The 18,914-nt window shown below is 39.2% G+C and carries 10 protein-coding genes; 1 reads left to right on the top strand and 9 read right to left on the bottom strand.

Annotated features, from left to right (window positions below; translation table 11 throughout):
• The first annotated feature begins 214 nt into the window (after positions 1–214).
• On the top strand, positions 215–5,644 hold the full coding sequence (gene uvrA, locus KJA58_RS00780; RefSeq protein ID WP_213357576.1) for an excinuclease ABC subunit UvrA: 5,430 nt from the start codon (positions 215–217) through the stop codon (positions 5,642–5,644).
• Positions 5,645–5,681: 37 nt separating this feature from the next.
• Here uvrA and pknD read toward each other — a convergent pair whose 3' ends face one another.
• The 9 genes from pknD to KJA58_RS00735 all read right to left on the bottom strand — a co-directional run bounded on the left by pknD (position 5,682) and on the right by KJA58_RS00735 (position 18,872).
• A complete protein-coding gene (gene pknD / locus KJA58_RS00775; protein WP_213357575.1) occupies positions 5,682–8,534 on the bottom strand; it encodes a serine/threonine-protein kinase PknD in 2,853 nt (950 codons plus the stop codon).
• A gap of 38 nt (positions 8,535–8,572) precedes the next feature.
• Positions 8,573–11,416 carry a valine--tRNA ligase gene (locus KJA58_RS00770; RefSeq protein WP_213357574.1) on the bottom strand — a complete coding sequence of 948 codons (2,844 nt, stop codon included), beginning with the start codon at positions 11,414–11,416 and terminating at the stop codon, positions 8,573–8,575.
• Positions 11,417–11,441: 25 nt separating this feature from the next.
• Entirely contained in the window at positions 11,442–11,939 is a 498-nt protein-coding gene (locus KJA58_RS00765; protein ID WP_213357573.1) for a hypothetical protein, read from the bottom strand.
• Positions 11,899–12,324 carry an ATP synthase subunit C gene (locus KJA58_RS00760; protein ID WP_213357572.1) on the bottom strand — a complete coding sequence of 142 codons (426 nt, stop codon included), beginning with the start codon at positions 12,322–12,324 and terminating at the stop codon, positions 11,899–11,901. The genes KJA58_RS00765 and KJA58_RS00760 overlap by 41 nt, the downstream gene beginning before the upstream one ends.
• Positions 12,325–12,423: 99 nt before the next feature.
• Complete coding sequence (locus KJA58_RS00755; RefSeq protein WP_213357571.1) at positions 12,424–14,367, bottom strand: V-type ATP synthase subunit I; 1,944 nt, start codon at positions 14,365–14,367, stop codon at positions 12,424–12,426.
• Complete coding sequence (locus KJA58_RS00750; RefSeq protein WP_213357570.1) at positions 14,357–14,983, bottom strand: V-type ATP synthase subunit D; 627 nt, start codon at positions 14,981–14,983, stop codon at positions 14,357–14,359. The genes KJA58_RS00755 and KJA58_RS00750 overlap by 11 nt, the downstream gene beginning before the upstream one ends.
• A gap of 8 nt (positions 14,984–14,991) precedes the next feature.
• Entirely contained in the window at positions 14,992–16,296 is a 1,305-nt protein-coding gene (locus tag KJA58_RS00745) for a V-type ATP synthase subunit B (RefSeq protein ID WP_213357569.1), read from the bottom strand.
• A gap of 3 nt (positions 16,297–16,299) precedes the next feature.
• Positions 16,300–18,078 (bottom strand): V-type ATP synthase subunit A, encoded by a 1,779-nt coding sequence (locus KJA58_RS00740; protein ID WP_213357568.1) that lies wholly within the window; start codon positions 18,076–18,078, stop codon positions 16,300–16,302.
• Positions 18,072–18,872, bottom strand: a complete 801-nt coding sequence (locus KJA58_RS00735; protein WP_213357567.1) for a DUF2764 family protein — start codon at positions 18,870–18,872, stop codon at positions 18,072–18,074. The genes KJA58_RS00740 and KJA58_RS00735 overlap by 7 nt, the downstream gene beginning before the upstream one ends.
• Positions 18,873–18,914 lie beyond the last annotated feature (42 nt).

The following is an 18,914-nucleotide window of genomic DNA, read 5'->3' as shown; positions in this document are numbered from 1 at the left end:
GCGCCTATTCCCACCAAAAAATAAAGCCTAGTTAACAAAAACCACGGGGGGTTAAAGAGGCAGTATACGCTCCAGACCAAAAAAAAAAACAAAAAATCGTTCAAAAACAAACCTATAAAAAGAAATAAAAACTTTTTCTAAAAACAAACCTTTCCTTAATAATTAATTGCCAAAAGCATCTCTGTTAAGCAACCAACATTTTAAATACGCTATCATGCAGCAAAATCATATTGTAGAATTAATTAATGTCAGAGTACGAAACCTGAAAAATGCTTCTGCTTATTTTTACTTCGGAGAAATAGTTTTACTTACCGGCCCCTCTGGATCAGGGAAGTCTTCTCTAGCTTTCGATACCATCTTTGCTTCTGGACATAGACAATACGCTTCAACATTTAATCTTTCAGAACATTTCCAACTACCACAAGCTCCCGAGGCTGATGATATTAAAGGGCTCACTCCAACAATCGCCATTCACCGACACTCAATAAAGAGCACCAATCCTTATTCTACAGTGGGAACCACAACGAAAATTACGGAATATTTAAAAACACTTTTTTCTCTTCTTGGCATCATCAGAGACCCAAACACAAAGCAGCCCGTGGTGTTTGGATCCAAAGAAAAATTTTTAAAAAATATCCTAGCTCTTCCTGAAAACACTAAAATTCAGTTAAGAATTTCCCTCAACCCTAAAAATCTTTCTCCAGAAACTCTTACAACCCTTATCCAAAAAGGCTTTTCTAAAATTCTCTATGATGGACAACTCATGTCCCTTTACGATCTTCAAAATTCTTCTAAAATAAAACAGCTATCTCATCTTAACCTTGTCGTCGACACAATATCTGTCAAACCATCCAATGCATCCAGAATAGCCTCTTCCTTATTTAAAGCCTTCGATGAAGGCCACGGTATTTGCTTTCTTGCCCAGCCTAATCACGAAGAGCAAAAATTATCATTAACCCCAAACCTACCCGAAGAACTCTCTTTCCCTTTATCTCCTCAAGATTTTTCTAACAAAACAGAAAAGGGGCGATGCCCTAAATGCCTTGGGTTAGGGAGCCTAGTGCAACTAAACCCCCAAACTTCCATTAACGAAGAACTCAGTATTTCCGAGAATGCTTGTATCCCCGCAGGTAAATATCAAACTGCTTACTATCAGGCTGTCTATGACGCCTTGGCAAAAAACTATAATTTCTCACTGAAAACACCTTGGAAACAGTTGGACAAAGTAGCCAAGAAGGTTTTCTTACACGGCGATCCAAATAAGTACTTAGAAATCAATCTATTTGGCAAAAAATCTTATATCCGATGGAAGGGCGTTATTCCCGAACTGGCAGAAAGATTTATCTTATCTTCTTCCAAACAAGTCAAAAGCAAACTTTCACCCTACCTCACCATCTCGAAATGCCCTACATGCCAAGGGAATGGCTACCACCCATGGATCTCAAATGTTACCCTAGGAGGAAAAACTTTTGCAGAAACTCTTTCTATGCCCATAGCTTCTCTTTCTGAGCATTTGAAAAATCTGTCTATGAGTCCGACAGAAAAAATTTTTTCTCAAGAAATTATTCAAAACCTTGAAAACAAAATTTCCTTGATGAACCGCTTGGGATTGGGCTACCTCTCCTGCGATCGACCCATGCAATCGTTATCTGGAGGGGAAGCAAGAAGAACAATGCTAGCAAAACAAATTAGCTTTGGCCCCGTAGGCATTATTTATGTTTTAGACGAACCCTCAATAGGACTACATCCATTAGATACCGAGAAATTGTCTCTTTGCATCCAAGAGCTCAAGCAAAAAGGCAACACTATCATTCTTGTCGATCATTACGATCACTCTTTGTCCTTTGCAGACAGAATCATCGATATCGGCCCCAAAGCCGGATCCTTTGGAGGAAATATCCTATTTAACGGAACTCCTGAGGATTTTCTAAAGAAATCTGATTCCATGACGGCTAAATTCCTCAGAAAGGAAGCTGTGATAGAAATTCCAAAGAAACGAAGAACTAGTTCAGAATGCTTGCGGATAGAAAATATCTCCACGAACAATCTCAAAAATGTCACCTTAAATATTCCTAAAGGACTCTTCATCTCCATAACAGGAGTTTCTGGATCAGGAAAATCTTCTCTTATTAATGATACGTTAGTCCCTATTATGGAAGCTTGCTTAAACGGCTATCCACTAAACTCTGAACACTCCAAAATCAAAGTCTACGGCAAAGAAATTTTTTCTAATGTAATCAGCATTAATCAAAAAGCCCCCGGAAAAAATAAACGTTCAGTTCCCGCCACCTACATAGGTGTTTTCAATCTTATAAGGGATTTATTTGCAGAACAACCTTTGGCTAATCAGTTCGGATTAACAAAATCTTCCTTCAGCTTCAATACTCCTGATCCCGAACATCTTTGTTCATCATGCTCTGGTTTAGGCGAAATACAAATTTCTGAATCTTGTGAAGAATACGCTGTACCATGCTCCGCATGTAAAGGGAAGCGCTTTTCTCCCAAAGTATTGTCTGTTTCTTTCAGAGGAAAAAATATTGCTGATATTTTGGATATGACTGCCTTAGAAGCCGAAACGTTTTTTCAAGATTATCCAACTATTCATGAAAAAATTCTTTCATTAACTCAAATAGGATTGGATCATTTGCAATTGGGTCGACCCTTATCCACCTTATCGGAGGGAGAATGTCAAAGATTAAAATTAGCAGCAGAGCTTCATTCGTTTAAACGAATGAAAAAACCTACTCTTTATGTATTAGACGAGCCCACAACAGGGTTGCACACACAAGATATAAAAGACTTACTAAAAATTCTTTATGCGTTTACAGAGTTGGGACATACAGTGGTTGTCGTTGAGCACAACGCTCATGTCATTAAAATGAGCGACCTTGTTATAGATTTAGGCCCCGTTGGAGGTCCTGAAGGTGGATATATTCTTCATGAATGCACCCCCGAAGAGCTTATAAAAACTTCTTCTCAAACAGGTAGATTTCTACAACCTTTTCTATCCTCGACAAATCTTCTACCCCTACATCACTCTTCCCAAAGACACTCTGCTCCAGAGTTACCAGACATTGAAATTATCCAAGCTAATAAAAATAACCTCAAAAACATTGACGTCACTATCAAGAGAAATGCATTCAACGTAATATCAGGTCCTATAGCTTCTGGTAAAAATTCTTTGGCCTTTGGCACGATATTCTCAGAAGGAATGCTTAATTATTCTGATCTACTCCCTTCTTATTTAGCTCCTTTATTACCAAAAGCATCGCATAGCGAAGGTGGAAAAGTTCACAATCTTTCTCCTGTTGTGGCGCTATCTTCTGAAGATATGAAGATCTTCGAAAAAAACGCCATCAGCTCTCAAAACTCTCCAGCCAATAAATCTCTGGCCAAAATTGTGGGCATCTATGATCTTCTCAAACTAATCTTTATCTCCGTAGGAGTACCAACAGATCCGGAAACACAAAACCCCTTAAAAGATGTCCACGAAGAATCTTTGACTGAAGACCTTCTTGCTAAAGCAAATGGAAATTATGTGACAATAGTAGCTCCATTCACATCAGATAACATCAAAGAAGAGTTCCAAGAAAAACAAAGAATGGGGTACGTAAAATTTTTTGGAAACAAACAAATTTTCGATATCGATAACTTCCCGCTCAAAGACTTACAAGAAGCTGGAGCTGTTATCAATCATCTGTTGATTGCAGAAAAGAACAAAAGTAAAATTTCACAAGCATTTTCTTTAGCATTCGATTTATCAGGAGACAAATGTATCTTTCTGATATCAGATAAAGAGAATACTAAATCCATTCAGCAAGCTCGCAAAGGCCTTCAAAACCACTTAGGAACAACATTCCCTAAAATTTCTTCAGAAACGTTTTCTGAAGAAAACCCCTTAAGCTCATGTAAGAAATGCTTAGGAAAGGGTTTCTTAAAAACATTCGACTTGTCTTTACATAAAGACAAATTATCTCAAATGTCTCCCAAAGAACTTTTCACCTATTTCTTTCCTCAAAAAACTAATTTAAAAGAAGACGAGCAAGCCATCCTGAACCTTGGATTGTCTTTTACAGAAAAAATCAAACAATTCTCCTCTAAAGAAATAGAAAGATTGTTAAAAGGTTCTGAAAGTTATCCCGGAATAGAAACCCTCCTTTCCCAAAAATTACGAGATAATTCGGAAGAAGAGTGGTTCTTTTTAAAACATTTTCTATCAAAGAAACTATGCACAGAATGCTCTGGAACAGGCTTAAATTCTTTTTCTCTTTCCATTAAAGTAGAGGGCTCATCTTTGCTAGATCTCATGAATAATTCCTTCGCAAATCTGGAATCATTTTTTGATCCCACACTCTACTCTCCAACTCTATCTTCTGTGCTTTTACCCATCAAACAAAAGCTAACTAGCATTCTTTCTTCCATCAAAATGTTAGGCTTATCGCATCTGTCTTTAATTCGTTCTTTAGACACTCTCTGTACTAGTGAACTGTATTTTGCTTACATCGTTTCTAAAACAAGTAATTTCTTATCAAATATTATTTATATCTTAGAGTCTCCAGCCTCTTATCTTTATCCTCGAGAGCTTCCAAAACTTGTAGAACTTTTCACCCGATTAAAAACTTTGCGTAACACCATTATAGCGACAGATAGAAATAACCAACTGACTGTTTTTGCCGATCATAATATCCACCTGGGACCTCTTTCTGGTCCTGAAGGAGGATATTTATGCCCTCTCAGCCAATCCCCAACTTCTGCTACTCCTTCTCCTCTAAAACCATCGAAAAATACTTTCCAAGAATGGATTATAACAGAAGAGGTAACCATAGGGAAAAAAACAGAAACTTCCTATAAAGCTCCCCTGAATACTCTGGCTTGTATAACGGGATCTGCAAACGCTGAACCCAGTGCTTTGTTGCGCGATGGATTTCTTAAAACAGGCAAAAATTTGCTAACCCTCCCTTCTAGCAAGATTAAACACTTAATCTTCCTAGATTCACATATAGATCGATCTTACACAAGATCTGATGTAGGAACTTATTTGGATCTATCTCCTCTATTGCGAAAGTTTTTTGCATCACTCCCAAAATCTATTGCCCACAATCTTTCTCCATCTTCTTTTAGCTCAAATACTAAAAAGGGTATGTGCTCATCATGTTTTGGGACAGGCAAACTACATTCTCAACAAACATCATTGTCTCAGGAAGAAATCCGCTGCCCAGAGTGCCACGGATTTATGTTAAACCCCATAAGTTTAAGCGTCTTCTATCAGGAAAAACATTTCGGTGAAATTCTACGACTCCCAGCATATGTCCTCTCAGAAACGTTCCCTTTCTTGAAGAAATTAGTTGCTCAGATTCAAATAATGAAGGAACTACAGATAGATTATCTGCCACTAGAAAAAAAGTTATCCTCTCTGTCCAAGGGTGAAAGATATTTAATAGAAATAGCAAAGACTCTTTGCAAAAAAAATGTTGCCCCCTCCCTGTACCTTCTAGATAAACCCTCTTCTCAACTAGACAAAAAAGGAATTCAAGCCCTGGTTAAAATCTTAAAACAACTAGTAAATGATGGTCACTCCGTCCTTTGTGCAGACCACTCAAAAGAAATTCTTCAGTCTGCTTCCTACGTCCTAGAGTTAACTTAAACTAGTTTTCTATTAAGAATAGTCCTTTTCAATAGGGCTAAAACATTTCCCTATACTGACGTAACACTGTTGATACTCCTTCAACATCTCCTAAACATTTGTAATACAGTAGCTGTTGCCCCAACAGCTCTCTTTTTTCTCCTTCCAACAACGACTGAAGAGGAAACCTAGAGCCTTCGACAATTAGTCGAGCAAGGAGAACTTTGGGAGAATAATCTGAAGATTCATTTACACCTAAAAAATGTACGCGAGCTAGTTCTTCTCCCTCTGTTAAAGCTAACCAACATCCATACAAAACAAAAAGCTCTTTCGCATCATCAATAAAAAGGTTCTCATTATAAGAGGCTAATAGAGCTCCAGCACGTTTTCTGTCTCCTAAGAATAACAAAAGTCGAATCTTCTTACAGTCCAAAGAGAATTTTATCTCAGAAAGAGACTTTCCAGCGTAAAACTTCAAAAATTTTTCTGCAAAAATATCCCCAATAAGAGATGTGGATTGACAAATACTTTCTTCTACCCTAGCGATTAGTTCCAGCATTTGTTCTTCACGGTTTGTCAATGGAGCCGCTAATAAAAGAATCTCGAACAAATAAACTAGACAACTCTCAGGAAATTCTGCACCTACTTGAGTCACGGAAGAATACACATCATCAAATTTCGTGAACACCATTGACAACCATTCAGAAAATAGCATCAAATGTTTATCTAAAGCTATCTCTTCTTCATCTATCAGTGATTGTACATGCGTAGCAAATTGCTTAGGAGAATTTATGAACAACACAGTAAGAGCTTTTGCCCAAAAATCTTTTTCCCTGCTGTCTTTCTCTACAAATCCCAAAACAGCTGTAGATTCTCCAGTCCAATAACTCAGCAAAAGGCGAATCTTCTTCGAATCAAAAAGTGTCAAAGATCGATCATCAAACAAAAATGTAGCATCAATTTTCAATTGTAATAATTGGAAAAAGCGCTGTCTATCTGACTGAGAAAATGCCTCTGGAGAAACTCCCAAGGCTAACGATAAAAATCGCAAAAAAGCTCTTGGATCTTTACGGGATGATTCGTGAACTCGATATAACAATTGCTCTTTAAGACGATAAACTTCCTGATGTGTAGAATAACGTTTCAGCCCTAGAGCTAAACATTTAGATTCTTCAGAATAATCCCCCATAACGTGATATACAAAAGACTTACCCAAATACTCTAAAGGAGCTAGTATAGTGTTGTGTAGGTAAGAAAATTCTTCTAAAGCCGTCAATAAGTTTCTGGAATCAGTACGCAGATCTCCCTTTTTACCCGAATAATTCTCTAAGAGAGTCATCCCTGCGCGAAACCGAGCCTCACACCCCTCTCTCCTTCCAGGAAAAGCTTCTGCTATGCGTCGATACAATGCCAACGCATGGTCATAAAATCTTTCAGCCAAAAAGGCATCCGGAATAGATAGACAGCTTACTTGTAAGCTATTGTTAATCTCAGAAACAAATATTTCCCCAGAAAATACTTTCGGGTCACAAGACAATATACCTACGTGTCCCCCTCTCAAAAGGTCTTCCGTACAAGAAAATAAGAAAAAGTCGCCTATTTTAAAAGTTATCTTTGTTTCTTCTTTTTCTATAAGAACAGGAATAGACACAGCATCTCCCAAAATGGAAATCGTTTGATGAGCTAGTTCTGTACCGTTTTTAGTTAAAGAAAAAACCACTTCGTTATTCTGTAAAGCAAGCCACAGCCCATACCCTAGAGGACTAGAAACTCCTGTATGCAGAGCTACCGGAAACAGTACTCCTAAGCCTTCTCGAATATGGTTCTTTGGAATAGTATATCGAAACCTTACATCTGAAAACCAAGCCTGCTTAGATACGGACAATTCATACCAAAGAGAAGACGCTCCCTTAAGCTTTGGGAAATACGTTGATAAAAGTATGGGCTCAGAAAATTTCCACACGCTCTTATCAGACAGAAATAATACTTCCTCTTCAGAATAACCTGAAGTCCCAGACAAATAAGATGCTAGGTCTGAACACAACTCAGCAACTGATTGATAACGCAATGCCGGATCAAACTCTAAAGCTTTCATAACAACTTTAGATAATATCGGCGAAATTTCGCGGTAAGGAGCCACCGTCTCCGGAGGTAAAATATTCTCTCCAAGCTTCGAGGCTTTCATTTTCCTTCTCTTAGGGAAAGGAAATGAAAGCGTCAACATCTGGTACAGCATAACCCCGAGAGAATAAATATCCGTTAGCTCTGTTGCGGGCTCCCCGTTTAGACGTTCGGGAGCCATATAATCTAATGTTCCAACAACTTTACCTGGGACTGTAATGCCAGAGAATCCTTCCCTATCTCCGTGGCTACCCCCCGCTATATCCTCATCATAATCCTCTGCTGAGCTATACTGCTTTTCTATAGCAGCTCCCCAATCTAGAATAACAACTTCACCAAAGAGTCCAAGTAAAATATTATCTGGTTTCAGATCTCGATGTAAAACGCCTTGCGAATGAACATATTCTATAGTTTTACACACGTTGTAAAAAATAGAAACAAGGGAGGATACGGATGTTTTCTCTTTAAGAGTTTGAGGTATAAGATCTTTGTTCCAAACTTCCTTAAAAAGACTTTTTAATGTTTTGCCTTCTATATAGGGCATTGTGTAATACACATGATCTTCCTCCTCTCGGATGGAATACACGGGAACCACACCAGGATGCACTAGCCTACCTGCTATACGAGGTTCTCTAAGAAATCTTTGTTTAAGAACAGGACTTGAGGGTAAATCCGAACGTATTCTTTTTAAAGCTACCTTCCTGTCATAAATAGGGTCATAAGCTAAATATACTTCTCCCATTCCTCCTTTGCCAATTAAGCGAATAATCTGATAACCATTATCCTTCATAAACCTCCATTGGCAAATGGACAAATGTAGTAAACCTTCTATTGTTGCTTTTCTTTTTCTATAAGTTTTTCTCTAATCTTAGCAACTTCAGCTTTCTGCTTGTCGACCATTTCTTTTTTTTCTGAAATAAGCTCTGCTTTTGCTTTGGATATAAACTCCTGATTTGCCAAAAGAGCCAAATTTCTTTCCAACGATGCTTCTAATTTTGATAAATCCTTTCGCAGTCGGTCGGTCTCTTTCTTCAGAAGCTCTCGTGAAACAACTACTCCAACAGAAATATGTTCCACAACCCCTATAGATAAAACTTCATCCTTAGGAAGAGCCTCTACAAAAAACAGCTCGCCAACACCAGCCAAAGAACGCAAAGCAGTGGCATGCTCTTGTAAATGACCATACTCTAAAGAAGCTATATAAACCTTAACGGCTTCTCCTGGAGAAATTCCTGATTCACTACGAATATTTCTTACTATATACACTAATCTATCTCTAAGAGCACAACGATGCAACAAATCTTCCGGAAATCCTCTCTCTGGAAAAGCTTCAGGATAACTTGCTGTCATACAAGATATTGCCGATAAAGCCCGACAAGTAGACCTCGTATAATCGTCGCCACCTTCATAGTTTTCTTTACCCAGAGATTGTTTCAGTTTTTGGAAAAGCTCCTCTGTTATAAACGGAGCCATAGGATGCAGAACGCCCAAAACACCTGCAAGTAAGCATACCAACAATTTTTGTTTGTTTCTTTTTTCTAAATCAGTCCCCAACTTATTAAATAAGACAGGTTTTATTAGCTCTATGTAAGTAGAACATAAATCGTTTCTAAAGAACTCATAAGCTCTTGTAGCTATCTTATCAAAAGAGTAATTCGTATAGTATTCATGGAGAAGAGATACAAGCTCATTGAACCGATACATAACTTGATAATCCTCTACTCCTAATAGAGAACTATCTATACCTTCTTCTATGTCTTCAGCTTTAAGCCCTTCAATATTCCCCAGTATGAATCGAGCTCCATTCCAAATTTTATTGGAAAAATTCTTAAACTCTTCAAAAACCCGATAATCTAAATCTATTTGTTCTCCCCTATTAGCAAAAGAACACAAGGTCATTCGAATAGCGTCGGCTCCATAGGAAGCTATAAGATCTAGAGGATCTACTACATTGCCTTTTGATTTCGATAGTTTTTCCCATTTATGGCAAACATCCTTGGGAATAACAGATCCAGAATCGTAGCTCTTTTTCTCTTCCCCCGTGATATAAGTGACCTGCCCTAGCTCATCAAAACGAAAGTAAGATTTTCCAAAAATTAACCCATGCAAGAAAACTTCCTTAAAAGGAACTTCCCCTTCAGAGAACTCTGAACACATCAATATCATCCTGGTGACCCAGAAAAATAGAATATCATGCCCAGTCACCAAAAAGGAAGTTGGGTAAAACTTGGCAAGATCTTTCGAATTAAGATCGGGCCATCCCAGACAAGTAATGGGCCATAAACCTGAGGAAAACCAAGTATCCAAAACATCTGGATCCTGCTCCCATTCATGAGGATTCTCTGCTACTTCGGGAGGAACGCCCTCTCCATCATAGCAAATCACCGTAGACTCTTCTCCCTTTTTGTACCAGATAGGTATCTGATGTCCCCACCACAATTGTCTACTAATACACCAATCTCTAAGATTGTTAACCCAAGAGAGATAGTTTTGCTTGAACTCAGGTGGAAATAGTTTCACTAATTGTTCTTCCGCCACACTCCTTAACTTTCCAATAAAAGGTTCTGCTCGAACAAACCATTGCTTTGAGAGAAAAGGTTCCACAACGGCTCCAGAACGATAGGAAACTCCCGTTCGGACGGCGTAGTCTTCCTTCTTTTCAAACCTACCCAAAGACTTCATGGCCTCCGTAACTTTCTCCCGAGCCTCCTCACGCGTCAAACCACAAAATTTTCCACCATTATCGTTAATTAACCCTTCAGGAGTTAAGATGTTTATCAAAGGCAAACCATGGTCCACCCCTATACGATAATCATCTTTGTCATGAGCTGGGGTAATTTTTACTGCCCCAGTCCCAAAGTTCTGATCAACACGAACATCAAAAATTAATGGGATCTCCTTTTCCAAAAGGGGATGGTATAACTTAACACCCAACAAATCTTGATAACGCTCGTCCTCAGGGGAAACTGCTACAGCAACGTCTCCTAAAAGAGTTTCTGGCCTAGTCGTTGCTACAGAAACTACTCGCCCATCTCTATCACCTACTATCGGATAATTGAAGTAGTAGAGGTAACCCTTCTTTTCTTCATGCTCTACTTCATCATCAGCTAGCGCTGTTTGCAACACAGGATCCCAGTTTACCAGGTAGTCTCCTTGATAGATTAAGCCTTTATCAAAAAGAATCTTAAAAGCTTTTCGCACCGCCGCATTGGCCCCTGCGTCCATTGTAAACCGTTGACGAGACCAATCACAAGAACACCCTAACTTACGTAATTGAGAAAGGATTACCTGCTGACTCCTCTCTTTCCAGGCTTCTACTTTTTCTAAAAACTCTTGTCTGGAATAATCCCTTCTTCTTTTTCCCTCTGAAGCCAACAGATGCTTTTCAACAACACTTTGAGTTGCTATGCCGGCGTGGTCTGTTCCAGGGATCCAACAGACTTCAAAGCCTGTTTTACGTTTGTAGCGAACGACAATATCCTGAAGAGTATTAACTAAAGCATGCCCCATATGTAGAACTCCTGTAACGTTCGGCGGAGGCATTATTACAGAAAACGGCGGTTTGCTAGACTCTGCATTTGCTTTAAATAATCCCGCTGATTCCCAAAAAGCATACAACCTCTCCTCTACTAAGACCGCTGAATATGCTTTAGATAACTCTTCTTTTTTCATGTTGTTAGATATGTCTTGTCTTGTTTTAGTTTAACTGATCCGTAGCATCTCCCCTAGTGGTAGGAATAACCTCTGTCCACAAATGATGCGAAGAAGAAACTATCTCTTTACCATCAGCAACTAAAACCGCTTTGTAAGAGACTATTTCTTTGGATGACTCCGCTTGCTCTTGAATCCTATACACTCTGTATCCAGAAATTCCTTTGACCTCATATACCAGCTTTTCATTCCCTCCATCACTGTAAAACACACTCAGGAGCAAACTCAAAGAAGTTGTTGAAAGATATTTTTTTGGAAGAGACCAATTGATCACGACCTGTTTCCCCAGAAAGACCGGACCATAGGAGTCTTCTAGCCCAATCTTTGAAGACGCACAATCCTCCTCAGAAACGTATTCCGTGAAGGTGTAGAGAACAGGAGCCGTACATCCCGTTGAAGAAAAAAACAAGAAGGCAAGTACGACAGCAATTCCCAGAACAAACTTAAAAGAGTAATAATGCAAAAACAAAAGCAAAGAGCGCAAACGATTCTACTATCCCTATAGAGGCTAAACACTTTCCATATACAGAAGATGATCTCGAGTAGGCTTGTATACCACTTACACAACACTTCCCTTGCATAACAGAAGATGCCATCAGCGCCACCCCTACAGAAACTCCTATAGCTATAGCACCTATAGCTCCCAACTTTCCGTCCTTAATGGCATTTTGCATCAATAACATCAAAATAAATCCGTAGATAGACTGGGAAGCAGGCATAGCAGACATACCTATAATCTTTCCATGTCCTTCATCCATCCTGGACATTACAGCGTGAGAGGCTACTCCGGCAATCCCACACCCTATAGCGCTTCCAATCATGGCCATGCCCAAAAGCAATGCTGGCCCAACAACTTCTAAAACACCCATACCTTACCCCGACTATGTACCTACCCTTTTTGGTGCTAAAAACCGAAACAAAAGGGCAATATTACCAAAACTAAGATTTAAGACTAAGGAAAACCACCCCTACTCATCCTCTTGAGCAATTCTACGAAAAGGGTTTAATTTCTTTCCTCCACCTTCAAAACAGTAGTGATACCACTCGATAAAGTTCAAACGCAAACCATGAATCACCCCTCCCATGATAGACAAAACAATGTTCACAGAATGGCCCAACAAGATCACAAGCGCTCCAAACACTCCAGAAAGTTTTGCCCCCATGCTATTAAAAGTAGCTCCCATCATGGCTCCGGCAAGCCCCAAAGCGTAGATCCTCAGATAAGAAAGCACATCAGAAAACACCTGGATAACTACAGTAAGTTCCCCTATCCCTTTCCACTTATCTTTGATAACAGCTATCACACTAGCTAGACCTATTCCTCCTAAAAGAAAATACAAACCGAGTTCCCCGCCCATAGCATAAGGAACCTTAAAGAAATAGTGTATTAAGGAGACGCAGTTGAGGTAGATAGGGAAGTAGAGATATCCTCCAACCAAAAATAGCAGCCATCCCACTCCTGTCGGAGCTCGTCGAAAATTCCTTATTATACCAAGCATAATATGCACTATGCCAACGAATAAAGAAATCTCCATTAAGATGTTATCTATAAACTTGTCATAAATGAGATATTTAACCTCTTCTCCTCCACTTCTCGAACCTTTAGTCATTAAAAATTCTTTTGGAGAAGTTTTTTCTTTTAAAATCGGATACTCTACTATTAATTTTTTATATGAAGAAGGCTTTTTTTCTAAAAAGTATTCAGCTTTCTTCAAAGCTAAAAATCGCGTTAAAGAAATTTCATTCATAATGCTGTTCGAAGAGAATGAAACTCCAAAAAAGGACGCTGTAGCTAGCCCCCAAACTATGCAACTACCTCCTAAAATAGTTGCCATTTTAAGGAAACGTCTTTTCAGACCACTCGGCTTTTTCTTAGAACGAAACTTAAACCATAAGGACGAAAGCAGAAATAGTAATCCGTACCCAGCATCATTGATAATCATAGAAAAGAATAGGGCAAAGGAAATAAATACCCACGTGGAAGGATCTAAATCTGCGGATGAGGGGGTGTCATAAATATTAACTAAATCCTCACCTATGGCACCCAAGCCAGTATTCTCCAAATGCGTGGGGATTCTTTCCCCCTCGTCTGGAAATACCTCTTCCATCCACACACCGTGAGCTTCACATATCTTTGCAAGTTCTTTCATGCGGTTGGCCACAACCCATCCCGTAATAGAAAAGAGCTTACCATTGAATGCGGGACTACTACACTTCTCTACATTTGATAGATTGGTATAGTTTATCCTTTCGTACAAATCTTTTATAATTAAGGGTAAAGCTGAGTGAAATTCTAGCAAACGATTTGTCTTTTCTCGAATTTCTTTTTGAAGTTCTGCCCCCCGCTCTTGAAGCTCTGAAAATGATTGCTTAACAACAATTTCCGTATATCTATCCTTAGAAAGGTTAACAACGCCTATTACCACATAATAGTCAAAATTATGTGCGGTAGATATATGGAAAACATTTTCGTCATTAACCTCTATGGGGTCTCCATCAATATGTCTGCGATAAAAATAACGAACAGACAAGCCCGTACGACGACACAGATCCTCTATGTCTTGAGTAGAAAATCTACCTAAAGGTTGAACTCGAAGAATCTCCTTATTGACAGCCTTTAAAAGTTCTTTTAACTTGGCCGCTTCACGATCCAGTCTTAAAACTTCTTCTATGATTTCCTCTACTGACAGCTGAAAATTCGTTGTGTCAATTTTTAATTCCTCTAAAGAGAATTCTGCCCCCAGTCTACGCAGAATCTTTACGGCCTCCGCATGTTTACCAGAAACTCTTTCAGAAAAAGTAAACTCCTTAGAAAAAAATTCTACAGCTTCCAAGCTACGACAGTCTAAAAAAAAATCTTCTTTTACCCGAGAAGTAGCAATGAAAAGACATTTCTTTATATCAACCCTCATGAAAAGCCTCTTTCTTCTCTTCGATTTTTTTCTTAGCTATTTTGTTTTGTCCGACGTCAACCATAGCCCTATCATTAAGAAAAATTGTTATCTTTTTCATAGCCTCCTTAGTCTCTGGGATAAGCTTCTTTTCAAATAAATTTACCCGAATAGAAACATTTCGAAGCTCTGCTTGTAAAATCTCGCAACGCTCCTTGGCTATAGCTGACTTAATCTTAGCAACAACAAAATCTCTAGACAAAGCTATTAAAGTATCTGTCCATGCTGGAGTATCTAGGAGTGAATAGGAAGAGTTTTTCATTTCAACACCACGAAAAACAGGAACTTCTACTCCAGCTATATTTTCTAATTCCTTATCTATTCTAGAAACTTGAAAACTTTCTTCGACATCACGAATATAAATTGGAATACTAAACAACTCCGCCATAGCATACACCTGATGCTTCGTTGACTCGTATTCTCTCTCACACAACTCATTCTCTGACAGTGCTGCTTGCACTTCTGATTGCAATAAAGCCTTTTTAAGCTTTAATGTGGGCAAATAAGCTTGCAGCCATTCTAGCTTAGACTTTCTGGCACGAAATTCGTTTTTTGTTAGCTTCAAGGGCGCCGCCATAACATATCCTACTTAGGCCAGAATTTATCTATCAGTTGTTGTTTTATTCCTGTTTCTTCGGGATAAAAAGAGTTTCTAAGAATCTGCCAACCGATATCCAGAGCCTTTTCCAATGATATGTTAACATTCAAATCCATAAGTCTAGATTCGAATTGCTCTGAAAAACTCAATAACTTTTGATCCCACTTCGACAGCTTAAATCCCATAGACATTCTCTCCACAGCTTTACGAGAGTCTGCATACAGACGAATCAAAGTATTTGCTAAATCTCCATGATCCTCTCTAGTAGCTTTACCTATTACAAGCTGCTTTAATCGAGAAAGAGATCCAAAGGGATCTATTCTACCACCCCTTAAATAAAACTGCCCTTCGGTAATATATCCCGTGTTATCGGGAACAGGGTGAGTAACGTCATCTCCAGGCATTGTCGTCACAGCTATAAGCGTGATCGATCCTCCTTGGGCAATTTCTACAGCCTTTTCGTAACGCACAGCTAAATCTGAATACAAAGATCCTGGATAACCACGATTAGCAGGGATTTGATCCATTGTTATGGATATTTCCTTTAGAGCATCAGCAAACGCTGTCATATCCGTTAACAAAACTAAGACATTTAACTTTTTATCAATAGCAAATCGCTCTGCGCAAGCTAACGCCATATCAGGAACAAGCATACACTCCACTGGCGCATCTACAGCTTTATGCGCAAAAATAATACACTTATCTAGTAGTCCCGTCCTTTTCGCCTCTTCTACTAAATAACTATAGTCTACAAAAGTTAAACCCATACCCCCAATGATGACAACGTCTGCGTCAGTTTGAGCAGCAATACGCATAAGTAAAGCGTTGTGTTTCTCCCCAGAAGAAGAAAATATAGGTATCTTCTGTGAACGAACTAAACAATTGAAAACATCTATCATGGGAATATTCGTTCGCACCATTTCTCTGGGAACGACTCGACATACCGGATTAAATGTTGGAGTAGATATCCCTATAGGGTCACCCATAATGGGCTCTTTATCATCATCTAAAGGCCGTCCAATGCCATTCAATCTTCTACCCAGAAGGGAATCACCATAAACAACCTCCATGGCGTGTCCTAAAAATGTAACTCTATCCCCATTTGAAAGCCCTGAGGTACCTCCAAAAACCTGTAGAGTAACCTTATTGGAGTCAAAGCGCAAAACGGAAGCATATGAGGAACGACCATCAGCACGTTCAATTAAAGCTAACTCCCCTAAAGAAGTATCCTTCGCATCAACTGTGATAAGATTCCCTTTTATATCTGTTATCTTTGTGTAAATCGTTCGCATACCCTAAGCCGTTTTTATTTCCGTTCTTGATTCCAACAACTTCATAATAGCATTTATCCCCTCAGCATACTCCGGAGACTCAAATACCAATCCATTCAGAGTTTTAATTTTGCTTTGAAGCTCCAAAAAGAAACTTCTAGCATCGTCCACTTTCTCAAATGAAAAAGTGGTGTCAAATATCTTATTCATTAATTGAAATAGAACTACCTGACGATCAAATGGACAATAGCTGTCAACAGGATCAAAAGCATTTTGCTGTAAGTAGCAAAAATCATACAATTCGGCTTTCAGGTAAGTTTCCATATCCCGCAAAGAAACTCCCTCTTCTCCTACAACCTCCATTCTTTTTCCAATCTCACTGCCTTCTCTGAGAAGTCGATCTGATCTTTCTACTAGTTCTCCCCACCCAGAGACTTTATTTTCTAAAATCTCACCTACCTTACTTAGATACTTAGACCAAGAGATCATTGGATCTATGGATGGATATCTTCGGGCATCTGCTCTAGCTTTTGACAGCCCACAAAAAGCTCCTACAACAGCTAGCGTCGATTGGGTCACTGGTTCCTCAAAGTTTCCTCCAGCAGGAGAAACAGAGCCACATATTGTCAAAGACCCTTCTACACCTTCTCGGTTCCGAATTACTCCTCCTCTTTCATAAAAAGAGGCAATTCTAGAAGATAGGTACGCAGGGAAGGCCTCCTCTCCCGGAATTTCTTCTAGCCTACCAGAAATTTCTCTAAGAGCCTGAGCCCATCGAGAAGTAGAATCTGCTAATAATAAAACATCCAATCCCATCTGACGGTAGTACTCCGCAATGGTTACTCCCATGTAAACAGAAGATTCTCTAGAAGCTACTGGCATGGATGATGTATTGCAAATAATACAAGTCCTATCAATCAGGGCTTTTTTAGTGTAAGGATCTACTAGCTTAGGAAATTCTTGCAAAACTTCAACGACTTCCCCCGCTCTTTCGCCACAAGCACACATAATGACGACATCTACAGCGGCATATTTAGAAAGATGATGTTGTAAGATAGTTTTCCCCGCCCCAAAAGGCCCAGGCGTACAAAAAGTTCCGCCCTTTAGGATAGGAATTTGAGTATCCAATACGCGGAGTCCCACACTCATAATTTCTTTACAGGGAATCTCTACTCCCTCTCGAAGAGGCTGTTTAATCGGCCATTTTTGAATCATTGTGAATTCATGTTCCGTCCCAGTCTCATCTCTACCTTTGGCCACAACTGTATCTACCGTATAGTCTCCTTCAGAAATCACCCAAGTTAATGTAAAAGTCTGAAATAGGCTATAAGGCACGGAAATCTTGTGATCAAAAAGTCCTTCTTTAACAAAACCCAGGGCATCCCCTCTCCGAACAGTTTGCCCCACAGAAGCCTTAGGCGTATACTTCCAAAGAGTTTCTCTACAAATGGGCGAGACATACTTTCCCCGCTGTAAAAACAGGTCGTCCTCAGCTAAAACCTCTAGGCGGTTTTGCAATCCGTCAAAAATTGTTTTCAATAAACCTGGCCCTAATTCTGCCTCCAGAAGGCTTCCTGAAAACATTACCTTATTACCCCGAGAAACTCCTAAGGTATCTTCAAAAACCTGGATCTTTACTTCTTGATCTACAACTTCTATAACCTCAGCCTTTAACCAGGCCTCTCCTACATTGACATATGCAACTTCCCCCTGACGAACTGCCCCCTCAAAACGCACTCGCAATAAATTTCCAAATGCTTCTGCGACAACTCCCTGAGTTGTTTGTCCGCTACTATTCACCATGTCAACGACTTCTCCATTTCACCAATAAAAATTTTCCCAACATCAACATTCGCTCTAGATCGCCTTAAAGCCAATAAGTACGAAACGGCTCTACCAAGAACCAAGCCTGAGTCAAAGTAATAATCTCTCGTCATTTCTTCCAGCTTATAAAATTCATACAACTCTAAAGACTGGTATAAAGTATGCGAAAGCCTACCATAATCCTCTAAACTAGCCTTCAAATCCCTGAACTCCCACGGAAGTTCATACTGTGGCGCATCTTTTTGCATAAGAGTGTGTAGAACTATCGGATCTGAATGATCCTCATTTCTTAAAACGTAGGACATATCCATGCGCATAGCCCTAGCTCTGTATCCAGCCAGTACTATTCGCAAATTCTGCTTAAAAGAAAGATACTCTTTGAGAAATCCACTACAACGATCACTATAATAAACTAAGAAATCCCTAACCAATAGAGAATAAGCTTGGATCCGTTCTTCGGAACTTTTGTACACCTGCAAAAAGTCCCTGAAAAAGTCTTCAAAATCTTCTTCGCCCTCCCATTGCTGAAAACGCAACAACTCACAAACATTTTCTTGCGTAACTTCACCAAAAGAGTGACGTATTTCTTTATTGTTCCAAAAAAAAGCAAAATTCTCTAAGTCGAATAACCGCTTAATTAACCTGTAATCAGACCAATCCTTTTTAGAAAGATTCGTGACCAACAAATCGTCCAAATCAGCCAAAGAAAATACAGCCTCTTTATCGGGCTGTTGCGCAGGCATGAAAGACGAAAGGAAGTAATATTTAGTCATGAATACAATCTTCTAAGGATACCAAAATTTTTGTAAAACATA

The organism is Chlamydiifrater phoenicopteri, assembly GCF_902807005.1.
Lineage (GTDB): Bacteria > Chlamydiota > Chlamydiia > Chlamydiales > Chlamydiaceae > Chlamydiifrater > Chlamydiifrater phoenicopteri.
The sequence above is the reverse complement of the archived record's forward strand: the minus strand, read 5'-3'. Positions and strand labels throughout refer to the sequence as shown.

Coding starts and splice junctions, on each gene's coding strand:
- uvrA (WP_213357576.1), top strand. CDS start 215: ATGCAGCAAAATCATATTGTAGAATTAATTAATGTCAGAGTACGAAAC.
- pknD (WP_213357575.1), bottom strand. CDS start 8,534: ATGAAGGATAATGGTTATCAGATTATTCGCTTAATTGGCAAAGGAGGA.
- KJA58_RS00770 (WP_213357574.1), bottom strand. CDS start 11,416: ATGAAAAAAGAAGAGTTATCTAAAGCATATTCAGCGGTCTTAGTAGAG.
- KJA58_RS00760 (WP_213357572.1), bottom strand. CDS start 12,324: ATGGGTGTTTTAGAAGTTGTTGGGCCAGCATTGCTTTTGGGCATGGCC.
- KJA58_RS00755 (WP_213357571.1), bottom strand. CDS start 14,367: ATGAGGGTTGATATAAAGAAATGTCTTTTCATTGCTACTTCTCGGGTA.
- KJA58_RS00750 (WP_213357570.1), bottom strand. CDS start 14,983: ATGGCGGCGCCCTTGAAGCTAACAAAAAACGAATTTCGTGCCAGAAAG.
- KJA58_RS00745 (WP_213357569.1), bottom strand. CDS start 16,296: ATGCGAACGATTTACACAAAGATAACAGATATAAAAGGGAATCTTATC.
- KJA58_RS00740 (WP_213357568.1), bottom strand. CDS start 18,078: ATGGTGAATAGTAGCGGACAAACAACTCAGGGAGTTGTCGCAGAAGCA.
- KJA58_RS00735 (WP_213357567.1), bottom strand. CDS start 18,872: ATGACTAAATATTACTTCCTTTCGTCTTTCATGCCTGCGCAACAGCCC.